19 protein-coding genes are annotated in these 19,653 nt (G+C 64.6%); 10 read left to right on the forward strand and 9 right to left on the reverse strand.

Annotated elements, in window-relative coordinates; all coding sequences use genetic code 11:
- Positions 1-258: 258 nt before the first annotated feature.
- Genes AC3EML_RS30645 through AC3EML_RS30665 form a run of 5 tightly spaced genes read left to right on the forward strand, consistent with a single transcriptional unit; the run spans position 259 to position 4,358 of the window.
- The gene (locus AC3EML_RS30645) at positions 259-1,245 is read left to right on the forward strand and encodes an ABC transporter permease (protein ID WP_352518466.1); all 987 of its coding nucleotides are present in this window, start codon (positions 259-261) and stop codon (positions 1,243-1,245) included.
- Positions 1,242-2,072, forward strand: coding sequence for an ABC transporter permease (locus AC3EML_RS30650; RefSeq protein ID WP_023726421.1), 831 nt, complete (start codon positions 1,242-1,244; stop codon positions 2,070-2,072). The genes AC3EML_RS30645 and AC3EML_RS30650 overlap by 4 nt, the downstream gene beginning before the upstream one ends.
- Positions 2,069-3,070 carry an ABC transporter ATP-binding protein gene (locus AC3EML_RS30655; protein ID WP_352521604.1) on the forward strand — a complete coding sequence of 334 codons (1,002 nt, stop codon included), beginning with the start codon at positions 2,069-2,071 and terminating at the stop codon, positions 3,068-3,070. The genes AC3EML_RS30650 and AC3EML_RS30655 overlap by 4 nt, the downstream gene beginning before the upstream one ends.
- Positions 3,067-3,852 (forward strand): ATP-binding cassette domain-containing protein, encoded by a 786-nt coding sequence (locus AC3EML_RS30660; RefSeq protein ID WP_352521605.1) that lies wholly within the window; start codon positions 3,067-3,069, stop codon positions 3,850-3,852. The genes AC3EML_RS30655 and AC3EML_RS30660 overlap by 4 nt, the downstream gene beginning before the upstream one ends.
- On the forward strand, positions 3,849-4,358 hold the full coding sequence (locus AC3EML_RS30665; RefSeq protein ID WP_352521606.1) for an L-2-amino-thiazoline-4-carboxylic acid hydrolase: 510 nt from the start codon (positions 3,849-3,851) through the stop codon (positions 4,356-4,358). The genes AC3EML_RS30660 and AC3EML_RS30665 overlap by 4 nt, the downstream gene beginning before the upstream one ends.
- 10 nt (positions 4,359-4,368) lie before the next feature.
- On the opposite strand, the gene AC3EML_RS30670 is transcribed toward AC3EML_RS30665, so the two are convergent.
- The 5 genes from AC3EML_RS30670 to AC3EML_RS30690 are packed head-to-tail and all read right to left on the reverse strand — an operon-like array spanning position 4,369 to position 9,406.
- Positions 4,369-5,151 (reverse strand): DeoR/GlpR family DNA-binding transcription regulator, encoded by a 783-nt coding sequence (locus AC3EML_RS30670; RefSeq protein WP_023686645.1) that lies wholly within the window; start codon positions 5,149-5,151, stop codon positions 4,369-4,371.
- 2 nt (positions 5,152-5,153) lie between these two features.
- Entirely contained in the window at positions 5,154-5,957 is an 804-nt protein-coding gene (locus tag AC3EML_RS30675; RefSeq protein WP_023692036.1) for an HAD-IIB family hydrolase, read from the reverse strand.
- A 7-nt stretch (positions 5,958-5,964) separates the two neighbouring features.
- Positions 5,965-7,257 (reverse strand): iron-containing alcohol dehydrogenase, encoded by a 1,293-nt coding sequence (locus tag AC3EML_RS30680; RefSeq protein WP_084012945.1) that lies wholly within the window; start codon positions 7,255-7,257, stop codon positions 5,965-5,967.
- A 14-nt stretch (positions 7,258-7,271) separates the two neighbouring features.
- Positions 7,272-8,729 carry a xylulokinase gene (locus AC3EML_RS30685; RefSeq protein WP_352521607.1) on the reverse strand — a complete coding sequence of 486 codons (1,458 nt, stop codon included), beginning with the start codon at positions 8,727-8,729 and terminating at the stop codon, positions 7,272-7,274.
- Positions 8,729-9,406, reverse strand: a complete 678-nt coding sequence (locus AC3EML_RS30690; RefSeq protein ID WP_352521608.1) for a beta/alpha barrel domain-containing protein — start codon at positions 9,404-9,406, stop codon at positions 8,729-8,731. The genes AC3EML_RS30685 and AC3EML_RS30690 overlap by 1 nt, the downstream gene beginning before the upstream one ends.
- 237 nt (positions 9,407-9,643) lie before the next feature.
- On the opposite strand from AC3EML_RS30690, the gene AC3EML_RS30695 reads away from it, so the two are divergent.
- The 5 genes from AC3EML_RS30695 (at position 9,644) to AC3EML_RS30715 (ending at position 14,026) form a co-directional block, all read left to right on the forward strand.
- The gene (locus AC3EML_RS30695) at positions 9,644-10,957 is read left to right on the forward strand and encodes an ABC transporter substrate-binding protein (protein ID WP_352521609.1); all 1,314 of its coding nucleotides are present in this window, start codon (positions 9,644-9,646) and stop codon (positions 10,955-10,957) included.
- A gap of 67 nt (positions 10,958-11,024) precedes the next feature.
- Positions 11,025-11,954 carry a carbohydrate ABC transporter permease gene (locus AC3EML_RS30700; protein ID WP_352521610.1) on the forward strand — a complete coding sequence of 310 codons (930 nt, stop codon included), beginning with the start codon at positions 11,025-11,027 and terminating at the stop codon, positions 11,952-11,954.
- Between the two features lie 10 nt (positions 11,955-11,964).
- Complete coding sequence (locus AC3EML_RS30705; RefSeq protein ID WP_352521611.1) at positions 11,965-12,798, forward strand: carbohydrate ABC transporter permease; 834 nt, start codon at positions 11,965-11,967, stop codon at positions 12,796-12,798.
- 11 nt (positions 12,799-12,809) lie between these two features.
- Positions 12,810-13,865, forward strand: coding sequence for an ABC transporter ATP-binding protein (locus tag AC3EML_RS30710; protein ID WP_352521612.1), 1,056 nt, complete (start codon positions 12,810-12,812; stop codon positions 13,863-13,865).
- Positions 13,862-14,026 carry a hypothetical protein gene (locus AC3EML_RS30715; RefSeq protein WP_023714150.1) on the forward strand — a complete coding sequence of 55 codons (165 nt, stop codon included), beginning with the start codon at positions 13,862-13,864 and terminating at the stop codon, positions 14,024-14,026. Before AC3EML_RS30710 ends, AC3EML_RS30715 begins: the two co-directional genes overlap by 4 nt.
- Positions 14,027-14,048: 22 nt before the next feature.
- On the opposite strand, the gene ggt is transcribed toward AC3EML_RS30715, so the two are convergent.
- From ggt to AC3EML_RS30735, 4 genes are read right to left on the reverse strand one after another with little or no spacing between them, the layout of a single operon-like run.
- Positions 14,049-15,635, reverse strand: coding sequence for a gamma-glutamyltransferase (ggt, locus tag AC3EML_RS30720; RefSeq protein ID WP_352521613.1), 1,587 nt, complete (start codon positions 15,633-15,635; stop codon positions 14,049-14,051).
- Between the two features lie 35 nt (positions 15,636-15,670).
- A complete protein-coding gene (locus AC3EML_RS30725) occupies positions 15,671-16,972 on the reverse strand; it encodes an NAD(P)/FAD-dependent oxidoreductase (RefSeq protein WP_352521614.1) in 1,302 nt (433 codons plus the stop codon).
- A gap of 2 nt (positions 16,973-16,974) precedes the next feature.
- Positions 16,975-18,357: a glutamine synthetase family protein gene (locus AC3EML_RS30730; RefSeq protein ID WP_023698836.1), complete on the reverse strand. Its 1,383-nt coding sequence runs from the start codon at positions 18,355-18,357 to the stop codon at positions 16,975-16,977.
- 6 nt (positions 18,358-18,363) lie between these two features.
- Positions 18,364-19,647 (reverse strand): glycosyltransferase, encoded by a 1,284-nt coding sequence (locus AC3EML_RS30735; protein WP_023698837.1) that lies wholly within the window; start codon positions 19,645-19,647, stop codon positions 18,364-18,366.
- Positions 19,648-19,653: the final 6 nt, after the last annotated feature.

Below are 19,653 nucleotides of genomic sequence, written 5' to 3' on the forward strand. Positions count from 1 at the left end.
GATGAAAGTTCGCAAAGAAATTGGTGTGAAGGCATGGCGTAGGGCCGCGTTTCATCACACCCCCCTCTGTCCTGCCGGACATCTCCCCCGCAAGGGGGGAGATCAGCAGCTTCGCTGTCGCGTACATTCGGCATCGAAGATTGGCGAAGGCAGAGGCGACATCCAATCTCCCCCCTTGCGGGGGAGATGTCCGGCAGGACAGAGGGGGGTGCCTAGACACCGCACCTCTCCCGACTGGCGCAGCGCTATGCCTTTCCCATGACCCGCGCCCTCACCCTCATGCGCCGTCGCCTCGTCGGCAGCATCTTCGTGCTGCTGATCGTCATCATCGGCACATTCCTCCTCCTGGAAGCCGCCCCCGGTGACGCGGTCGACGCCTACATCGTCTCGACCGGCGGCGACGCCGGCATGATCGAATTGCTGCGTCATCGCTGGGGCCTCGACCAGTCCGAACTGACACGGCTCGCCAACTATCTCTGGGCGCTGCTGCATTTCGACCTCGGCCAGTCCGTTACCTTCTCGCGGCCAATTCGCGATGTCATCCTGGAACGCCTGCCGACGACACTGCTCTTGATGGTGACCGCCACCGCGCTCTCCTTCGGTTTGGGCTCGGCGCTCGGCATCTACGCCGGCGCCAGACCCGGCAGCTTTCGCGACTGCTTCCTGTCGATCGGCTCGCTGGCGCTTTATGCCGTGCCGGGTTTCTGGCTTGGCCTGGTGCTGATCGTCGTCTTTGCCGTCGACCTGCGCTGGCTGCCGATCGGCGGCATCGAGAGCCTGGCCTCGGACAAGACCGGTTTTGACCGCGCCACCGACATCGCCGTCCACCTCGTCCTGCCGGTTTCCGCGCTCGGCTTCATCTATCTCGCGCTCTATCTGCGCATGATGCGCGCCGGCATGGCCGAGGCGTGGCGGCAGGATTTTGTGCTCGCCGCCCGCGCCAGGGGGCTGTCACGCCGCCGCATCGTGCTCGCCCATGTCGCCCGCAACGCGCTCTTGCCGCTGGTCACCATGCTCGGCCTGCAATCGGCGCAGATGCTGGGCGGCAGCGTCGTCATCGAAAGCGTCTTTGCCGTGCCCGGGCTCGGCCGGCTGGCGCAGGAAGCGGTCGCTTCGCGCGACACGCCGCTGCTGCTCGGCATCATCCTCACCAGCGCCGTCCTCGTCATTGCCGTCAACCTTGCCGTCGACATCGCCTACGCCTTCCTCGACCCGCGCGTCGGCGCCAGCGAGGCCAGCGCGTGAGCGCGCTGCCGCGGTTCCTGCGCCGGCCGGAAGCGGTCGCCGGCGCGATCATCCTGGCGCTTCTGTTCGCCATGGCGCTGTTTGCGTCGCTGCTCTTCCCCGGCGACCCGCAGGCCATTGCCGGACCAGCACTGCTGCCGCCGTTCCAGGACTGGTCGCTGCCGCTCGGCACCGACCGGCTCGGCCGTGACGTGCTGTCCGAACTGTTCCACGGCGCCCGCACCTCGCTGGCGGTCGGCCTGGCGGCGGCAGCGGCGGCACTCTTCATCGGCGCGGTCGTCGGCACGCTGGCCGGCTTTGCCGGCGGCCTTGTCGACGAGGGGCTGATGCGCATCACCGATGCCTTCCAGACCGTGCCGAGTTTTCTCCTGGCGCTGGCCTTCGTCAGCGTCGTCGGGCCGTCGCTCGGCGTCGTCGTCACGGCAATAGCGCTTGGCGCCTGGACCGGACCGGCGCGTGTAGCGCGCGCCGAAGTGCTGTCGATCCGCGAGCGCGATTACGTCGCCGGCGCTCGCGTCATCGGCATGCATCCGCTTGAGATCGCTTTTCGCGAGGTGTTGCCCAACGCGTTGCCGCCGGTGCTGGCCTTGTCCTCGGTGATCGTGGCGGCCGCGATCCTCACCGAGGCAGCGCTGTCCTTCCTCGGTCTCGGCGACCCCAATCGCGTCACTTGGGGCGGCATGATCGCCGAGGGCCGCACTGTGCTGCGCACCGCGCCCTTTCTGTCGATCGTTCCGGGCATCGCCTTGGTGCTGACCGTGCTTGGCGTCTATCTCACCGGCGAAGGCGTGGTCGAAACGACGGCGGTGCGGAGGAGCCTGTCATGACCGCACTGGCTGAGATACGCGATCTGTCTGTGCGCTATTTCAGCGATGGCAGCGAGGTAACGGCGCTGAAGGGGGTCAGCCTGGATGTTATTGCCGGCGAGCGGCTGGCGATTATCGGCGAAAGCGGTTCGGGCAAGAGCACGCTGGCGCTGGCGGTGGCTGGACTGCTGCCGGCGAGCGCCAAGATTGAAGGGCATGTCAAGTGGCAGTTTCAGGCGCCGCGATCCTTCCCACCCCCCTCTGTCCTGCCGGACATCTCCCCCGCAAGGGGGGAGATCAGCAGCTTTGCCGACGGCTTCCCTTGTGCAACGTTCGTGGTTGGCGAAGGCGGAGATGAGAGAGCAATCTCCCCCCTTGCGGGGGAGATGTCCGGCAGGACAGAGGGGGGTGTGACGGAACGCCGACCTCTCAAATTAACCGAACCCAGTACGCTCCCCCTTCCCGGTCGCGACATTGGTTTCGTCTTCCAGGACCCCTCCGCCAGCCTCGACCCCGTCATGACCGTCGGCAAACAGATCGCCGAAGTCGCCCGCACCCACCTCGGCCTCGACTGGCCACAAGCTTACGCCAAAGCCAAAACCCTGCTCCAACGTGTCCGGCTGCCCGACCCACAAACCGCCATGCGTGCTTTCCCGCACCAGCTCTCCGGCGGCCAGAAGCAGCGCGTTGCAATTGCCGCGGCCATTGCAGCCGGTCCGAAACTGCTGATCGCCGACGAGGCGACCAGCGCGCTGGACACCATTGTGCAAGCGGAAATCGTCAGCCTCATTCGGCAACTGGTGGCGGAGGACGGCATGACGCTGCTGTTCATCAGCCACGACATCGCGCTTGCCGCCGAACTGGCTGAGCGTATCGCTGTATTCCGGAACGCCGAACTGATCGAACTCGGCCCGACGGAGCAAATCATAAACGCCCCGCGCCATGCCTATACGCGAACGCTGCTCGACGCCCATCTCGGCCTCGACGCCGATCCGCTGCTACGACGGGCGCCGGCATGAACTTGCTCACCGTCTCCGGTCTTACCAAGCGATACCGTCGTGGCGGCAAGGCCATCGCGGCCGTCGACGGTGTCTCCTTCGCCATCGAACCCGGCGAGACGCTGGCGCTGGCCGGGCCCTCCGGCAGCGGCAAGTCGACGATCGCGCGGCTGGTGCTTAGGTTGATCGAGCCCGACGCCGGCACCGTCCAGTTCGAAGGCGATGACTTTCTGCTCTTGAAGGGTGCGGCCCTGCGCACCAAGCGCGCGCGCCTGCAAATGGTGTTCCAGGATCTGCTCGCCGCGTTCAACCCGCGCGCCACGGTGGCTCGCGTGCTTGACGATCCCTTGCGCATCCATTCCATCGCTTCCCGCGCCGAGAGGCCGGCCCGCATTGCTGCCTTGCTGGATCGCGTCGGGCTGGCAGCCGATCTCGCCCCGCGCGCCATTCACGAAATCTCCGGCGGCCAGCGCCAGCGCGTCGCCATCGCCCGAGCCATCGCGACCAAACCGTCGCTGATCGTGCTCGACGAGGCGGTGTCGGCGCTCGACGTTTCGGTGCGCGGACAGATCCTTGAGTTGCTGCTCGACCTGCAAGCCAGGGAACGGATCGCCTATCTCTTCATTTCGCATGATCTCGGCGTCGTACGGGCCATCGCCCACCGCGTCGTTCTTCTCGACGCCGGGCGGATCGCCGAGAGCGGCGACGCCCGCAACGTAGTCGACGCGCCGCAATCGGCAATCGGCAAGGCGCTGGTTGCGGCGGCGCCAAGATTGGACAAAAGCAGCAGGCAGGTACCATGACCGACCCAGAAGCCAGAGCCGAAAAACTCTCGCGCGAACTCGATTCCGCCTTCCGCAACCGCGCCGATCTCTACCGCCTGTTTCTCGACGAGCTGACCGGCGAACTCGGCGCGGAAAAGGCCGAGGCGATCATGATCCGCACCATCGAGCAGCGCGGCAAGGAGGTGGCGGCGGCCGCCTTCGCCCGTTTCGGACCTAACGACGCGCCGGCCATCGGCGAGGCATTTTTGGCCGTCAGCCCGGATGGCGGCCTGATGTATCCGACCGATGTCGAGCGCGGGCCGGACCACATCGCCTTCAAGGTGAAGCGTTGTCCGCTGAAGGACGCCTGGGTCGAGGCCGGTGTCGGTGATGAAAAACTCGCCACGCTCTGCCGCATCGCCGGCGCTTTCGACCGTGGTCTGTTCGAGGCAACGGGCGTGCGCTTCGACAATGTCACCTGGACGCCGGGCCACGGCCCCGGCTGCTGCCACATCGCGCTGACCAACAGGGATGCCGCCGGATAGCCAATGCTGATCAGTCGGCGGCAAACACATGCAGCTCCGTGCCCGCCTGTTCGGCAGCAGTGCGCAGGTCGGCCTTCGGTTCGCTGTCGGTGACGATATCGGCAATGTCATCGAGCCCGCAGATGCGTTCCAGACTGCTGCGGCCAAACTTGTCGTGGGTCACCACCAGCACCGTCGACAGTGAACGCGATATCATTGCGCGTTTAACGGCTGCGGCGCCCGAGATCATGTCGCTCGGACCATCGGCGCTTATCCCCGATGCCCCGATAATGGCGACGTCGGCATTGTAGCGGCGCAGGAACTCGACGGTGTCTTCGCCAAGCACGCTGCCTTCGCGGCTGTCATAGGTCCCGGGGCAAAGCAGCACGCGGAAGGTCGGATTGGCGCCGGCCACCGAGGCCACGCCGGTGGAATTGGTGATGATGGTCAGGTCGCGCTTCAGCTGCGAAAGGTTGCGCGCCACCTCATAAGTGGTCGAACCGCCATCGATCATCACGATCTGGCCCTTCTGGACCAGGCCCGCTGCGCCGCGGCCGATGCGGGCGCGCTCCTCGACCAGGGTCAGGCCGCGCTCCGAAATCACCGGCTCTGATGTCACCAGCGAGATCGTCGCACCGCCATAGGTGCGGTTGATCAGCCCGGCATCGCCGAGTTCGATGAGATCGCGGCGGATGGTCTCGCCGGCGACGCCGATGCGCCGTGCAAGTTTGGAGATGCGGATGGACGCCGACCGGCGCACTTCCGAAAGGATAAGCGCGTGCCGCTCCTTCTTCGTCAGTCGGCCCTGATCCATGATTATTCCATTCCCTTTGCAGCAATCAGTGCGTCGGCAAGCTCGGCAAACCCTTGCGCGCCGCGCCCGCTTGTGACGAAGGCAGGAGATGCCGGAAGTTCGCCGGCGAAGTCCAGCACATTAGCGACACCGACGCTGTTGGGGAAGAAGCCGAACATTGGCGCATCGTTTGGACTATCGCCGACGAAGACAATGCTGTCCTTGTCGTGGTCTATGTCTATACCAAAACAGTCGCGCAAGAATAGCCGGCTTGTTGACAGTTTGTCGTATTTGCCGAACCAGCCATTGACATGGATGGACGAGATTTTCGCCGCCGCTCCATAGCGCTGAAAGATAGCGACGATCTTCAGCACTTCAGATTTGGGCAGCGGCGCGACATCCTCGCGAAAATCGATCGCCAAATCGGCTTCGCGATAGGCCTGGTCAGCGGCGACCGCCGCACCCGGAATTTCCGCGAGCACGGCGCGTTCGATCTCGCGCAGGCGCGCCGCGTCAGCCTGCCTTTCCCCGGCACTCCTGGCATAGTGACGAACGATGCGCTTGGCAGTGCCGTCATAGCGGAAATAGAAAGCGCCGTTCTCGCCGATCACGCCATCGACCGGCCATTGCCGCGCGATCAGGTCGCACCAGCCGGCAGGGCGGCCGGTCACCGGCGCGACAAGGAAGCCGGCCTGCTTCAGCCGCTCGAGCGCCGCATAGGCTTTTGCCGGCAGCCGTCCCTTGTCGGTCAAGGTGTCGTCGATATCGGTCAGAACGACGGCGATGTTGCGCCGGTCTAGCGCGGTGAAGTCGGCAAGCGGACGCAGCACCCGCTCAGGCTCCCGCCGCAACCGTTTCGAGCGAGGCAGCCGCGACGTCGAGCATGGTGAACCTGTCGCGGATCAGCCGGGCATTGGCGACCGCCTCGTCGTAGAAGCCAGCCGGTATGGCAACCTCCTGCGGCGTGGTCGGCGCGCCGGCGGCGCGCAGTGCTGCCGCGATCTCGCGCGCCGGGCGTGCCACCCGCACCAGCCTTTCACGATGCGAGCGCCATTGCTTGGCCAGCATGGTGTTGATGGCGTTTGCCCGTTCGCGGTCCAGCAGCTTGGGCTTGAATGCCGCCCAGCAGGAACGTCCGAGCGTTTCGCCGAAGATTTCGATGAAGCGGTCTGGCGTATCGGCGGACGGCGCGAGCTGCAGCTCCCGCAGTGCCAGCACGCGTTCCTGCAGCCGCGCCATCGTCAACGTCGTCACCGCTATGTGTTCGCCGTGATGCGCCTCAGGCAATCCCTGGCCCCGCATGTCGATATAGTGGGCGATCAGATGTTCGCCCTGGCTGGCCGGATAAGAGCCGCCGCACAGTGTCATGCCGAGACCGGACATGACCAGCGTGCGCACCAGCACTTCCATCGCCTCAAGGTCGCCGGTCCCGAGTTCGCCGGCCTTGGCGATGAGCGCCTCCTCGTCCTCGGCCAGAAGCATGAACGGCGCCTCCCGGTAGGGCGTGCCGAGCAACAGATGCGCCATCAGCCAATCGGTCTGCGCGGTCGGCCGCGCCATCGAATCGCCGAAGCCGGCAGCGATCAGCCGGTGCGGCGCTCGCGCCATGACATCGAGATCGAGGAAGACGCCGACCGGCAGGCTGGCCGTCAGCGATTTCTTCAGGCCGTCCTCGGTGATTGCCGCCGACACCGAGGTGTAGCCGTTCATCGATGGCGCGGTGCCGAACACCGCATAAGGTTTTTGGGTGAGATGGGCAGCATATTTGGTGATGTCGTTGATCGAGCCAGATCCGACCGCGACCAGGCCGCTGGCGTCTTTCGTGCGTGCGATCACCGATCGCACCGCGTCCATGTCCGGATGCGGATGGCGCGGCAGGATGATCTTGTCGACATCGCTGCTGCCACGCAGTCCGATCGACACCCTCTCACCCAGCGCCAGCCTTGTGTCGGGATCCATGACCACGGCGAGCTTGCGGCCGAGCGGCAGTGGCTTGACCAGCGCATCGGCTTCGTCGCCGAGACCGCGCCCTATGACGATGGTCTTCAGCGGCACCGACAGCATTCCCTGGCTGTCCGGGTCAGGCAGCGTGCCGGCAATAAGGCGATCGAGCATTTGTCTGGACATAGGATGCAGTCCGGTCAGTCAGCATGAAGCGGGGTCAGGGCATCGAACAAGGTGCGATACCGGCGGTAACTTCTGTCGTAGGTGGCCTTGGCGGAAGGATCAGGGTCGATCGTCTCGATGCGGCCGGCCAGCCTTTCAGCCGCCTGCTGCACTGAGGAGGTAAGGCCGATGGCTGCGGCGGCAAGGATTGCCGCACCGATCGGCGAGGCATCGGCCGCACCCGCGATCTCGACCGGCCTGCCGCTGACATCGGCACGGATTTGCGCCCATACCCGGCTGCGCGCGCCACCGCCTGAGAGCCGGATGCGATCCGTCGCGATATCGAGATCGTCCAGCCGGTCGACCACGTCGCGCATGGCAAAGGCACAGCCCTCCAGCACGGCACGGGCACAAGCGGCTTTGCCGTGGAAGGATGTCAGGCCGTAGAAAGCGGCACGCGCTTCGGCGATCCAGCGCGGCGCCATGGCACCGGACAACGCGGGCAAGAACAGCAAATCGTCGCTGCCGGCAACCACCGTCGCCGCCAGTTCCGACATCGCCGCCGGCGAATCGACGCCGAAGGTTGTTAGAAACCACGTCACCGCGCCGCCCGAGAGCCATCCGGGATTGGAGATGAAATAGCCGTCGCCGAGAAAGCCATGGGTCTCGACCAGGCCGCCGGGGTCGAGGCGAAGCGTGCCGGACACCGCGCCGACCACTTCGGCCGTGCCGAGATTGCAGGCGACGACACCGGGCACGACAACCCCGGCGCCTATGGCGGCCGAAAAATCATCGCCGGTGCCGACCGCCAGCGGCGTGCCCACAGGAAGACCGGTGAGCTCGGCGCCGGCGTGGGTCAAGGCGCCGGCGATCTCAGATGCATCGTCGATGCCGGGCAATTTATCTGCATCGATGTCGAAGGCCGCCAGCAGATCGCCGGCATAATTGTGCTCCTTCAGCCCATAGAGCATGGTCGTCGAGGCCAGCGCGTGATCGATGACGGCACGACCGCACAACGCTGCGACCACGAATGATACCGGTTGATGCCAGAGCGCCACTCGGCGCGCTTCGGGCAGGTTGCGCGCGGCCCAGCGGATTTTCGCCGCCATATGGGTGGCGTCCAGAACGAGACCGGTGCGCTCACGGATGAAGTCCGGGTCGATGCCGGCGATCTCTCCTGCCGCCCGCCGGTCCATCCAGATGATGCACGGAGCCAGCGCCTCACCATTGCGATCGACCGCGACGCAGCCGTCGAGCTGGCCGGCAATGGCAATACCCTTGATGTCGGACGGCGCAAGCCCAGCCTTGTCGAGCGCGCCGGCAATGGCCGGCTTGAGCGCCGCCAGCCACAGCGCCGGGTTCTGTTCGGCCCAGCCGGGCGCCGGGAAGGCCGGCTGGTACAACACAGCGGCCTCGCCACGCAGCCGCAATTCGTCGTCGACAACGATCGCCTTTAGGCTTTGTGTGCCGAGATCGATGCCGATGACTGGCATTAGACACGCTCGCAATCCGCGAGGACATCCCGCAGTTGCGAGAGGATAGAACCTTTCGTCGGCGAATAGGAGCCATCGAAAACCGCTGTGCCAATGGTAAAAGCGTTGGCGCCGGCCAGCTTGATTGCCTTGATCCGATCGGCTGATGCCACAGCGCCGGCGACGATCAGATGCCGCGACGGACCAAGCCCGCGCCGGGCTGCGCGCACCAGTTCGGCCGGGTCGGCCTCGGTGGCGCGATAGGCGAGGATGTCGCATCCCGCACAACCCTTCTCGGCGAAGGCCCGGCAGTCGGCCTCGACATCCTCGGCCGAACCGCCGAGCTTGGTCGGATGGCCGACCGGCCGCCCGGGAAAAGGGTAGTATTCGGTGCCGCTCCCCTCCATCAACGCCATGATCTCGTCGACCTGGGTACCACCGAGCAGGCGCTGGATGCCGAGATCCCTGGCGATGCGCGCGGAATTAAGGCAGGCCTCAGCCGTCGTCGAGACAACTTCCATGTAAGTGGTGGCGCCTGTCCGGCCAATGGCGACAGCGAGCTTGCGCAGCACATCCGGCGCGACGCCAATATCCTTGAAGCCGACATGCTTCAGGCCGACCGGCTCAATCAAATCGACCAGGTCGAGACAGTCCTCGACCGTGCGATCGTTGCGCGTCAGCATGAAGATGAAGTCCATCCGAAAGGTCCCTCGCCTGGTCGGGAAAGCCGGTTTGCTGCCGGTCTGTTAACACCTCCCAACCATTTGTTGCAAGGTGCCACATTTTGATTTGCAGTACCACACATTTTATGACAAAACGGGCGCCGGCCCGCCAGGCACGACTTCTAGGGAGAGGGAAGAATGCTCAAGCCGCTGAGACGTACCGCGTCCAGACTGCTCGTCGCAGTCGTATTTGTGTGGCCCCTGACGTGGCAAGTGACACAAGCGGACGCGTGGGATCTGAAAGAGGCGTCGAAACCCTATAGCGGCCAGACCATCCGCATGGTCGGCGAGGCGCTGCCGCCGCTCGAAGCGCTGAAGAAGATGGCGCCGGAGTTTGAAAAACAGACCGGCATCCATGTCGAAGTCGAGATGTACGAGCACTCGGAAGCCGTCAACAAGGTGCAGCTCGATCTCAACTCGCACCGCGGCCGCTACGACGTCATCATCCAGCCGCATCGCGAACTCGGCAAGTTCGCCACCAACAACCATCTGGTCGAAATCGCCAAGATGATGGCCGACCCGGCTTTGCGCGATCCGAGCTTCGAGCCGGAGAAGCAGCTCTACCAGACCGCCTGGCACGAAATCTCCTGGTATGACGGCAAGGAGTACGGCTTCCCCTTCACAGTGCTCAACATGTTCATGTGGTATCGCTCGGACCTGCTCGCCGATCCCAAGGAGCAGGCAGGCTTCAAGGCCAAGTATGGCTACGGCCTCGCTCCCGCCAAGGACTGGAAGCAATACCGCGATATCGCCGAATGGTTCTATCGCCCCGACCAGGGTTTTTACGGCACCGCCCTGCAGGGCAAGCGCCATGAGGCACTGTGGTATGAGTGGCTCAATTTCCTTTATTCCTTCGGCGGCGACGTGCTCGACGTGAAGAGCGGCTCGGCCTGCGGCCCGGTCATCGTCAACAGCCCCAAGGCCGTCGCCTCGCTCGAATATTACAAGAGCCTGATGCAATTCTCGCCGCCGGACAGCCTCAACTATTTCTGGGATGATGTCATGGCGCTGATGCAGCAAGCCAAGGTCGCCGAGCTGATCATGTGGAACGACGCAACCTATGCCGTGTCGGTCGACACCACGGCCTCCACCGTGGTCGGCAAGGTTGGCTTCGATCTCGTGCCGCAAGGCGACGGCGGGAAGATCGGCCAGGTCGAGGGCTGGACCTATCTCATCCCGGTCTATTCGAAGAACCAGCAGGCCGCCTTCCTCTTCGTCCAGTGGATGATGGGCTATGACCGCCAGCTCGAACAGCATCTCAATGGCGGCGCTTCAGGTCGGCCGGATGTCTATGCCTCCGCCGAGGTGCAGAAGCTGCCCTATGCCAAGGCTTCGATGGAGGCCAACGAGCATGCGGTGCCGAAGGCGACGCTGCCGCAATCGGCCGAGATGACCGACATACTGGTGCGCGAACTGTCATCCTACCTCGCCGGCGAAAAGGAGGCGCAGGCCGCCCTCGACACCGCCGCCACCGACATCTCGACACTGCTCGGTTCTTGCGCACCCATGACCTATCCGGCACGATAGGCCTTGAGATGTCGCGCAGAGGCTACCCGCACAAGCGGGTAGCCGTTCTTGTCCGCAGGAAACGCCCGTGACGAACCGCACACCATCGCCGCGCGGAATGCCGCTTCTCGACCGTGGGGTGGGGCCGCTCTTGATGCTGCCGGCGACGCTGCTCGTCGTCGTCTTCCTGGTCGGCCCGTTCTACTACATGGCCTACACCGCGCTGACCGACCTCAGCTTCGCCGACGCCAGCCATGCCGGCGCCTTCGTCGGTTTCGACAATTTCCGCAAGGTGATGCGCAACGACCCATTCTTCTGGGCATCGTTCCTGCTGACGCTGAAATTCGTCATCATCGCCGTCGGCCTGGAATTCCTGCTCGGCTTTGCGCTGGCCTTCCTGATCTTCCGCTTCGTCGCCAGCCAGCGGCTTCTCACCACACTGCTGCTCATCCCGATGATGATCGCGCCGGTCGCCGTCGGGCTGATCTGGCGGCTGCTGTTGCAGGGCGATTTCGGCATGCTCACCTTCTACATGCGCAAGGTCGGCCTGCTGGCGCAGAATTCGGCGGTGCTTTCGGCACCCGACCTGGTGTTTCCGACCATCGTCGCCATCGATGTCTGGCAGTGGACGCCTTTCGTCACCCTGATCATGCTCGCCGGCATGATGAGCCTGCCGCGCGCGCCGTTCGAGGCGGCGATGATGGATGGCGCAAAACCGTTTCAGATCTTTCGCGATGTCATGCTGCCGCTGCTGCGGCCCGTCATCGCGCTGGTGCTATTGCTGCGCGGCATCGATGCCTTCAAGGAGTTCGACAAGGTTTTCCTGATGACCGGCGGCGGACCGGGAACGCTGACCGAGCTGGCCTCGATCTACGCCTACCGCGTCAATTTCCGCAACTGGGACCTCGGCTACGGCGCCGCGGTCGCCTTCATGATCTATCTCGTCGTGCTGATCCTGTGCTCGGTCTTCTACAAGGCCGTCTACTGGTCGAGCCGCAAGCAGGTGGGGGCGTTTTGAGGGCGCTGCGATGATCGATCAGTCCACCAACCGCGCCTGGAAAAGCTTTGCCTGGGCGGTGTTGCTCGTCGCCGTCGTGGTGGCGCTGACGCCTTATGTCTGGATGGTGCTGGCGTCGTTCAAGAACCGCGTCGATCTTCTGTCTTCTGTGCCGAAATGGATTTTTTCGCCGACGCTTGCCAACTATCCCGCCGTCTTCATCGACAAGGAATACTGGCCGCTGGCAATCAACTCGGTGCTGATCTCGGTGTCGTCTACGGTGCTCTGCATCGTCATCGGCGCGCCGGCTGCCTACGGCTTTGCCCGCTCCAATTTCCCCGGCAAGGAAGACCTGTTCTTCTTCTTCCTGACCACGCGCATGGCACCGCCGATCTCGATCGCCGTGCCGCTGTTCCTGTTCTTCACCTCGCTTGGCCTGATCGACACCATCTACGCCGTGGTGATCGCCCACACCTCCTTCAACCTGTCGCTCGTCGTCTGGATGATGCGCGGCTTCTTCGCCGAAATCCCCAGGGAGATCGACGAAGCCGCGATGATGGACGGCCGCTCGCGGCTCGGCGCATTCTTTTTCGTCGTCGCGCCGCTGGCCGCGCCCGGCATCGGCGCGACGGCCGTGCTCTGCTTCATCCTGTCGTGGAACGAGTTCCTCTATGCCTTCATCCTCGTCGCTTTCGACGGGCGGCCGCTGACCGTCGGCATACCCGGACTGGTGACGCCGCATGGCACGCTATGGGGCCAAGTCGCGGCGGTCGCCATCGTGGCGACGCTGCCGATCGTGCTTTTCACTTTCCTTGTCCAGAAACAGCTCGTGCGCGGCCTCACCTTCGGCGCGGTCAAGGGTTGAAGGGATCTCGCATGGCAATTGTTTTCGACGGCGTCACCAAGGCTTTCCCCGACGGGACGGTGGCGCTGCAGGCGCTCGATCTTGCTTTCGAGCCCGGCGAATTCCTGGTTCTGCTCGGGCCCTCTGGTTCCGGCAAGACGACAGCCTGCCGGCTGCTTGCCGGCCTTGAACGTCCCACGGCCGGCCGCATCATGGTCGAGGGTCGCGATGTCACCGACCTGCCGCCGCGCCTGCGCGGCATGGGCATGGTGTTCCAGAACTATGCGCTCTACAGCCATAAGAGCGTCTACGAGAACATCGCCTATCCCTTGCGCATCCGAAAAATGCCGGCCGCCGAGCTCGACCGCTGCGTGCACGCCATGGCCGAACTCTTGGAAATAACCCGCTACCTCGACCGCCGCCCTTCGCAATTGTCGGGCGGCCAAGCGCAGCGCGTGGCTGTGGCCCGCGCACTCGTCTGGCAGCCGAGCCTCTGTCTGATGGACGAGCCGCTGTCCAATCTCGACGCCTTGTTGCGGCTCCACATGCGCACCGAGCTGAAGCGTCTGCATCGCGAGCTGAAAAAGACCTTCGTCTTCGTCACCCACGACCAGGAAGAGGCGATGACGCTGGCGACCAGGGTCGCGGTGCTGCGCGAAGGCGCGCTGATCCAGTACGACGACCCGCGCGAGATCTACCGGCGCCCGGCCAATCGCTTCATCGCCGAATTCATCGGCCGTCCAGCGATGAACACGTTCGATGGTGACGTCCGCGCCGGCGTCTTCCACGCCAGCGGTTTCACTTGCCCGCTTCCGGGAAAGCCTGATGGTCCCATCGTGCTCGGCATTCGCCCCGAGCAGATCCAACTGGTCGACGCCTCCGCAAGCGATGCCATCCAGTTTGCCGTCGACGTCGTCGAACCGGTCGAGCCGGACGTGCTGATCTTCGCCAAGAGCGAGGCCAACGCGCTGATCGTCAGGACTGTGAATGACGATCGCGCTTTCGATCCCGGCCAGCCGCTTTATCTACGCTTTCCGCCGGCAGCGCTGCACACATTCGATGCGGTGTCGGGAGCGCGGCTGCCGTGAGCACGCTGCTCGCTTTGGTGCCGCTGGCCGCCGCAGCCTTGGTCTGGTGGCTGTTCTACAGCTTCAACCGGTCGCGGCGCTGGTTCTCGATGGGCGAACTCATCTTCTGGGACGCCATTGCACTGGTAATCCTGCAGCTTGTCTGGCTGATCTGGTTCTGAATGCGCATTCCAGCAACGCAGATCAGTAGCCCAGCGCACAACCGTCCTTGCGCGGGTCGGAGGCACCGGTGAGCGTGCCCTTTTCCCAATCGATCAGCACCAGCTGGCCGCCGCCATGCGGCTCCTCGGCGATCGAAACCTGATGGCCGCGCTGACGCAGGCCGGCGACCGCCTCAGCCGGAATCCCGCGCTCGGCCAGCACGGCATTGTCCTTGTAGAACACCCGTGGCGCATCCAGTGCCTGCTGCGGGTCCATCCCGAAATCGATCATGTTGGTCAGCAGATGGACATGGCCGAACGGCTGGTAGCCGCCGCCCATCACCCCGAACGGCATCACCACCTTACCCCCTCGCGTCGCCATGCCAGGCATGATGGTGTGCATCGGTCGCTTTCGCGGCGCGATACGATTTGGATGGCCTTCCGTGAGGCGAAAACTGCTGCCGCGATTCTGCAGCACGACGCCTGTCTTGGGACCGACGACGCCGCTGCCGAAGGAACCGAAGGTCGAGTTGATGAAGCTGACTGCATTGCGGTCGCGGTCGACCACGGAGATATAGACGGTGTCGCTGCGCGGCAGCTCAAGCCGCGGCAGATGCGTCATGGCGAGGGCCGGATCGATGGCGGCGCGCAGCCGCTCCGCATGGGCTGCCGACAGCAGTTGTTCGACGGGGACCTGGACGAAATCCTGGTCGCCGATGAAAGTATCGCGGTCCTGGTAGGCAAGCCGGCCGGCTTCGATCTCGAGATGAAGCCGCTCGGCGCTGTTCGGCTCCAATGACCCGAGCGCAACGCCGGAAAGCACGTTCAGCATGATCAACGCCGTCATGCCCTGATTGTTTGGCGGCATCTGATGGATGTCGTAGCCGCGATAGGACGTGTTCACCGCCTTGACGTAGTCGCCCTTGGTTGCAGCGAAATCGTCCAGCGCATGCAGCCCGCCCAGCGCGCCGAGACGCGCCACCAGATCACCGGCGACCTCGCCCTCATAGAAGCCGGCGCGACCTTGCTTCGAGATTATGCGCAAGGTTTCCGCGAGTTCCGGCTGCCGATGCACATCACCGGCCTGTGGTGCCCGGCCGTTCGGCAGGAAGATCTGCGCCGCATGTTCGTCGGCGGCGAGCAGGGCGACCTCGTCGGCCCAGTCGAAGGCGACGCGATCATGAACGACATAGCCTTGTTCGGCATAGCGAATGGCTGGCGCCAGCGCGGCGTCGATGCCCTTTTTTCCGTGGTCCTCGAGTAGCCGGCACCATGCATCGATGGCGCCTGGTATGGTGACGGCATGCGGTCCGGCCGCAGGCAGTTCGCTATGGCCCCGCTCCAGATACCAATCGGCATTTGCAGCAGCAGGCGACCGCCCCGAGCCGTTGAAGGCCAGCACCTCGCCCTCGCCTTTGGGACTGTAGAGCACAAAACAGTCGCCGCCGATGCCGGTCGATTGCGGCTCGACCACCCCTTGCACCGCCGCCGCGCAGACGGCGGCGTCCATCGCATTTCCGCCTGAGCGCAGCATGTCGATGGCGGCCAGCGTCGCCAGCGGATGCGATGTCGCCGCCATAACTTCCGTTGCGCGAACCGGCGAGCGGCCGGGGAACTGAAAATCACGCATGCAATCCTCCGATGATCCACCCGCCGGTACTAACCTCAATGCTTGATACGGTCGCGCATGGCGTACCACAACATCCCCAGCACATAGAGCGGGCCCCGCAGCGCCGTACCGCCCGGGAACGGCATCGGCGTCAGCGTCGAGAACAGGTCCAGCCGCGAGGCGTCGCCCGTAATCGCTTCGGCCAAGAGCTTGCCCGACAGCGTTGACAGGATGACGCCCTTGCCGGAATAGCCATGCGCGAAATAGACCTCGCCATAGTGCCCGACATGCGGCAGCCGCGACGTGGTCACCGACACCAGGCCGCCCCAGGCATGATCGATGCGGCAGCCCTTCAGTTGCGGGAAGGTGGCCTCCATATGCGGCCGCACGAAGCCGGCAATGTCGGCCGGCGGCGATGGCGTGTAGCGCTCGCCGCCGCCGAACAGCAGCCGACCGTCCGCCGACATGCGGTAGTAGTTTACGACGAAGCGCGTGTCGGACACCGCGACATTGGCCGGGATGACATTGTGTTTGCCCTCCAGCGGTTCGGTGGCGACGATGTAGTTGCCGACCGGCATGATGCGGCTGTTGACGCGCGGCTCCAGCCCATGCAGCAACGCGTCGCCGGCCAGCACGACATGATTGGCCCTTACCGACCCCTGCGCCGTCGAGACCCGGATCGAAGGCTCGCGCTCCAGCTTCACCGCGACGGAATTTTCGTGGATGACGACACCGGCCGCCACGGCGGCATGGGCAAGGCCAAGCGTGTAGTTCAGAGGATGCATATGGCCGCCGAGCGGCTCATACATCGCGCCATGATAGGGCGTGTCCACCTTGCCGCGTGCCTGCGCCGCCGACAGGATCTCGACGTCGCGGAACTTCATCACGCTCTCGAGGCATTTGGCCTCGTCTTCGAGATCCCTGAGGTCGGAGCCATTAACGGCACCGACGAGATGGCCGGTCAGCCGCAGATCGCAGTCGATGGCGTGGCGCTCGATGATGTCGAGCACCAGGCCCCGCGCCTCGAAGGCGAGGTCGAACAGCGCCTTCGCCCGCTCGGGGCCGTAGAGCTTGACCAGCCCCTTGGCGCCTTTGCGCAGGCCGGGGATCATCTGGCCGCCATTGCGGCCCGACGCGCCCCAGCCGATCTTGCCGCCTTCGAGCAGCACCACCTTCAGGCCGCGCTCGGCGGCATGAAGGGCGGCCGACAGGCCGGTGCAGCCGCCACCGACCACCACCAGATCGGCGCCGACATCTCCCACCAGCGCCGGATGGTCCGGCGCCGGATTGGCGGTGGCGACATAATAGGAATTGCCGATATCGAGGCTCGAATTGAAACCCGTTGAGCCGGAGGCCATGATCACACCTTCAGCAGCAAATGGTCGCGTTCCCAGCTCGTCACCACGCTCTGGAACAGGTCGAGTTCGACGCTCTTGACGCGCAGATAGGTCTGGAAAAAATCCTCGCCGAGCAATGCCCGCACCGGCTCGCAAGCAATGAAACGATCAAGCGCCTCCTCCATCGTTTTCGGCAGCGTGCTTTTGATCTTGTAGGCATTGCCCGAGGCCTCAGCCGAGCGCGCCAGCTTCTGCTCGACGCCGAGATAGCCGGCAAGCAGCGAACCGGCGATCGCCAGATAGGGATTGCAATCCGCTCCCGGCAAGCGGTTCTCTACCCGCCGGGCGGCGCGGCCACCTGCCGGCACGCGCAGGCCGCAAGAGCGGTTGTCATGCGACCATTCGATGTTGGCCGGTGCGCTGTGGTTCGGCCGGATGCGGCGGAACGAGTTCACGTTGGGTGCGAACAGCGGCATGATCTCGGGCACATATCTCTGCAGGCCGCCGATGAAATGGCCGAACATTTCGGTGTCTGCATCATCTCTGTCGGCAAACAGCGCGGCGCCTGTCGTTTCATCGACGACAGACATGTGCAGATGCATCGAGCTTCCCGCCTGCGCCGCGATCGGCTTGGCCATGAAGGTCGCGTGCATGCCGCTCTGTTGCGCCGCTTGGCGAGTCAGCCGCTTGAACAGCAGCACCTGGTCGGCGAGCGGCACCGCGTCGCCGTGCAAGAGATTGATCTCCAGCTGCGCGGTGCCGGACTCATGGATCAGCGTGTCGAGCGGCAGGCCGGCGGCTGCGGCATAATCATAGACGCGCCTTATCACCGGCTCGAATTCTTCCAGCGCCACCATGTCATAGGGATGCTGCGAGCCCTCGGCGCGGCCATTGGCGCCAACCGGTGCCGTCAGCGGCTGGTCGGGATTCGGATTGGGCGCGGTCAGATAGAATTCGATTTCCGGCGCCACCACCGCGCGCCAACCGCGCTTCCGGTAGAGATCGAGCACGGCGCGCAGCACATGTCGTGGCGAGGCCATCCAGGGCTTGCCTTGCATGTGGAAGGCGTCGGCGAAGACATAGGCTTTGCCGACGCCACCGCCCGGCGCCAGGCACAGCGTCGACATATCAGGCACCATGCGCATATCCGGGTCTTGATAGGCAAAGCCTTCGTCGATGGAACCGGAGTAGCGGCCATCGATGCTGACCAGGAAAGCGCTGCTCGGCAGGTAGAGTGCGCGGTCTTCCAGCGCCTTGAGGAATTTCACCGTCGGCAGCGCCTTGCCGCGCAGCACGCCATTCATGTCGGGCACCAGGCACTCGACCTCCGTGATGCCGTGCTGGGCGAGCCAGGCCTTGGGATCGTTGCCGGTGAAGAGAGCGGTGTTGGTATTTTTGTCCTGCATTTTGGTTCACGTACCTATGAGAGAGAGTATGGCTTGCGCGGCCACATCCGTTCCAGGGGTCAGCGCCATCTTGGCAGCATTGTCCCTGAGGCGGGCGCGCATCGCATCGTCGGCCAGCAGGCCGAGAATGGCTCTCTCCAATCCCCCTTCCGTCCAGGCGTCGCGGCCGATATGGTCGCCGACACCTGTCTCTCCCGCGCGTTGCGCATTGTCGTGACCGTCCCAGCAATAGGGCATGATCAGCGACGGCACGCCGAAGCGCAGCGCCTCGCAAAAGCTGTTGTTGCCGCCATGGTGGATGAACAGGTCCGACTTCGCCACCACCGAAGGCTGCGGAAACCAGGCGTCGAGATAGACATTGTCCGGCACCGCGCGATAGGCGTCGCGCAGGCCGCCGGCATTGACGATGAAGCGCGCCGGCAGCCTGTCGAAGACGGCGAGCATGCGCTCGATCAGCCCGACATCCATCGCGCCGAGGCTGCCGAAGCTGACATAGACCAGCGGGCCGCCATTGCGCGGAAACACCGGCACCTCGAATGGCCCTTCCGAACGCACGCAGCCTTCGAGATAGACAAAGCGTTTGGGGTCGAGCGGCTCGGCCCGCTCACGCCGTACGATCGCTGGCGTCAGCAGCAGATTGAGGTCGGGTGATGTCTCGAGGAACAGGCCCTTGGGCAACGGCGCCAGGCCGGCATCCGCACGAAAACGGTTGAAGCGCTCATGCGCGGGTGCGGAGGCCGCGAGATAGCGCGCTTCGAACGCCGCACGTTGCGGGTCGTCGGCACCCATCCCCGAGAGATAGGGCGGCACCTCGGCATCCGGCAGTTCCGTCTCGGCACAGGAGACGACGCGCACCCACGGGCAGCCGGCGGCGGCGATCGCCGGGAACATGATGACGTTGTCGAGCACCACCGCGTCCGGCTTCAGCCGCGCCAGCAATTGGCGCAGCGGCGCCTCGGCGTTGACGGCGGTGTCGACGATCGCTTGCCAGGTCGGCGCGACATAGGTCTCGAGCTGGTCGATCGGGCTCAGCCGGAAATGCGGCAGGTGCCGGCGCACGAAGGCCTGCCAATAGCTCTGGCGGTCGCTGTCGCTCAGCGGCTCATCCGTCGGCAGATGGTATTCCTGGAAGCCATAGTCGGTAAAGACGCCGGAGAAGCCGGCATGGCAGATGAAGACGGGGCGAGCGCCCCGTGCGCGCAATGCCTGTGCGATACCGACGCAATTCAACGCGGCGCCGAAACTGGCTTCGGGAAACAGCGCGATGGTCGGGCTGGCTTTACGCGTCAATTATTC

It is taken from the genome of Mesorhizobium sp. P170090 (assembly GCF_057786115.1).

What these genes read in the sequence shown, in the direction of transcription:
- AC3EML_RS30665 (WP_352521606.1), top strand. Translation starts at nt 3,849, where the DNA reads ATGACCGACCCAGAAGCCAGAGCCGAAAAACTCTCGCGCGAACTCGAT.
- AC3EML_RS30690 (WP_352521608.1), bottom strand. Translation starts at nt 9,406, where the DNA reads ATGGACTTCATCTTCATGCTGACGCGCAACGATCGCACGGTCGAGGAC.
- ggt (WP_352521613.1), bottom strand. Translation starts at nt 15,635, where the DNA reads ATGCGTGATTTTCAGTTCCCCGGCCGCTCGCCGGTTCGCGCAACGGAA.
- AC3EML_RS30710 (WP_352521612.1), top strand. Translation starts at nt 12,810, where the DNA reads ATGGCAATTGTTTTCGACGGCGTCACCAAGGCTTTCCCCGACGGGACG.
- AC3EML_RS30670 (WP_023686645.1), bottom strand. Translation starts at nt 5,151, where the DNA reads ATGGATCAGGGCCGACTGACGAAGAAGGAGCGGCACGCGCTTATCCTT.
- AC3EML_RS30705 (WP_352521611.1), top strand. Translation starts at nt 11,965, where the DNA reads ATGATCGATCAGTCCACCAACCGCGCCTGGAAAAGCTTTGCCTGGGCG.
- AC3EML_RS30730 (WP_023698836.1), bottom strand. Translation starts at nt 18,357, where the DNA reads ATGCAGGACAAAAATACCAACACCGCTCTCTTCACCGGCAACGATCCC.
- AC3EML_RS30725 (WP_352521614.1), bottom strand. Translation starts at nt 16,972, where the DNA reads ATGGCCTCCGGCTCAACGGGTTTCAATTCGAGCCTCGATATCGGCAAT.
- AC3EML_RS30655 (WP_352521604.1), top strand. Translation starts at nt 2,069, where the DNA reads ATGACCGCACTGGCTGAGATACGCGATCTGTCTGTGCGCTATTTCAGC.
- AC3EML_RS30680 (WP_084012945.1), bottom strand. Translation starts at nt 7,257, where the DNA reads ATGTCCAGACAAATGCTCGATCGCCTTATTGCCGGCACGCTGCCTGAC.
- AC3EML_RS30645 (WP_352518466.1), top strand. Translation starts at nt 259, where the DNA reads ATGACCCGCGCCCTCACCCTCATGCGCCGTCGCCTCGTCGGCAGCATC.
- AC3EML_RS30660 (WP_352521605.1), top strand. Translation starts at nt 3,067, where the DNA reads ATGAACTTGCTCACCGTCTCCGGTCTTACCAAGCGATACCGTCGTGGC.
- AC3EML_RS30685 (WP_352521607.1), bottom strand. Translation starts at nt 8,729, where the DNA reads ATGCCAGTCATCGGCATCGATCTCGGCACACAAAGCCTAAAGGCGATC.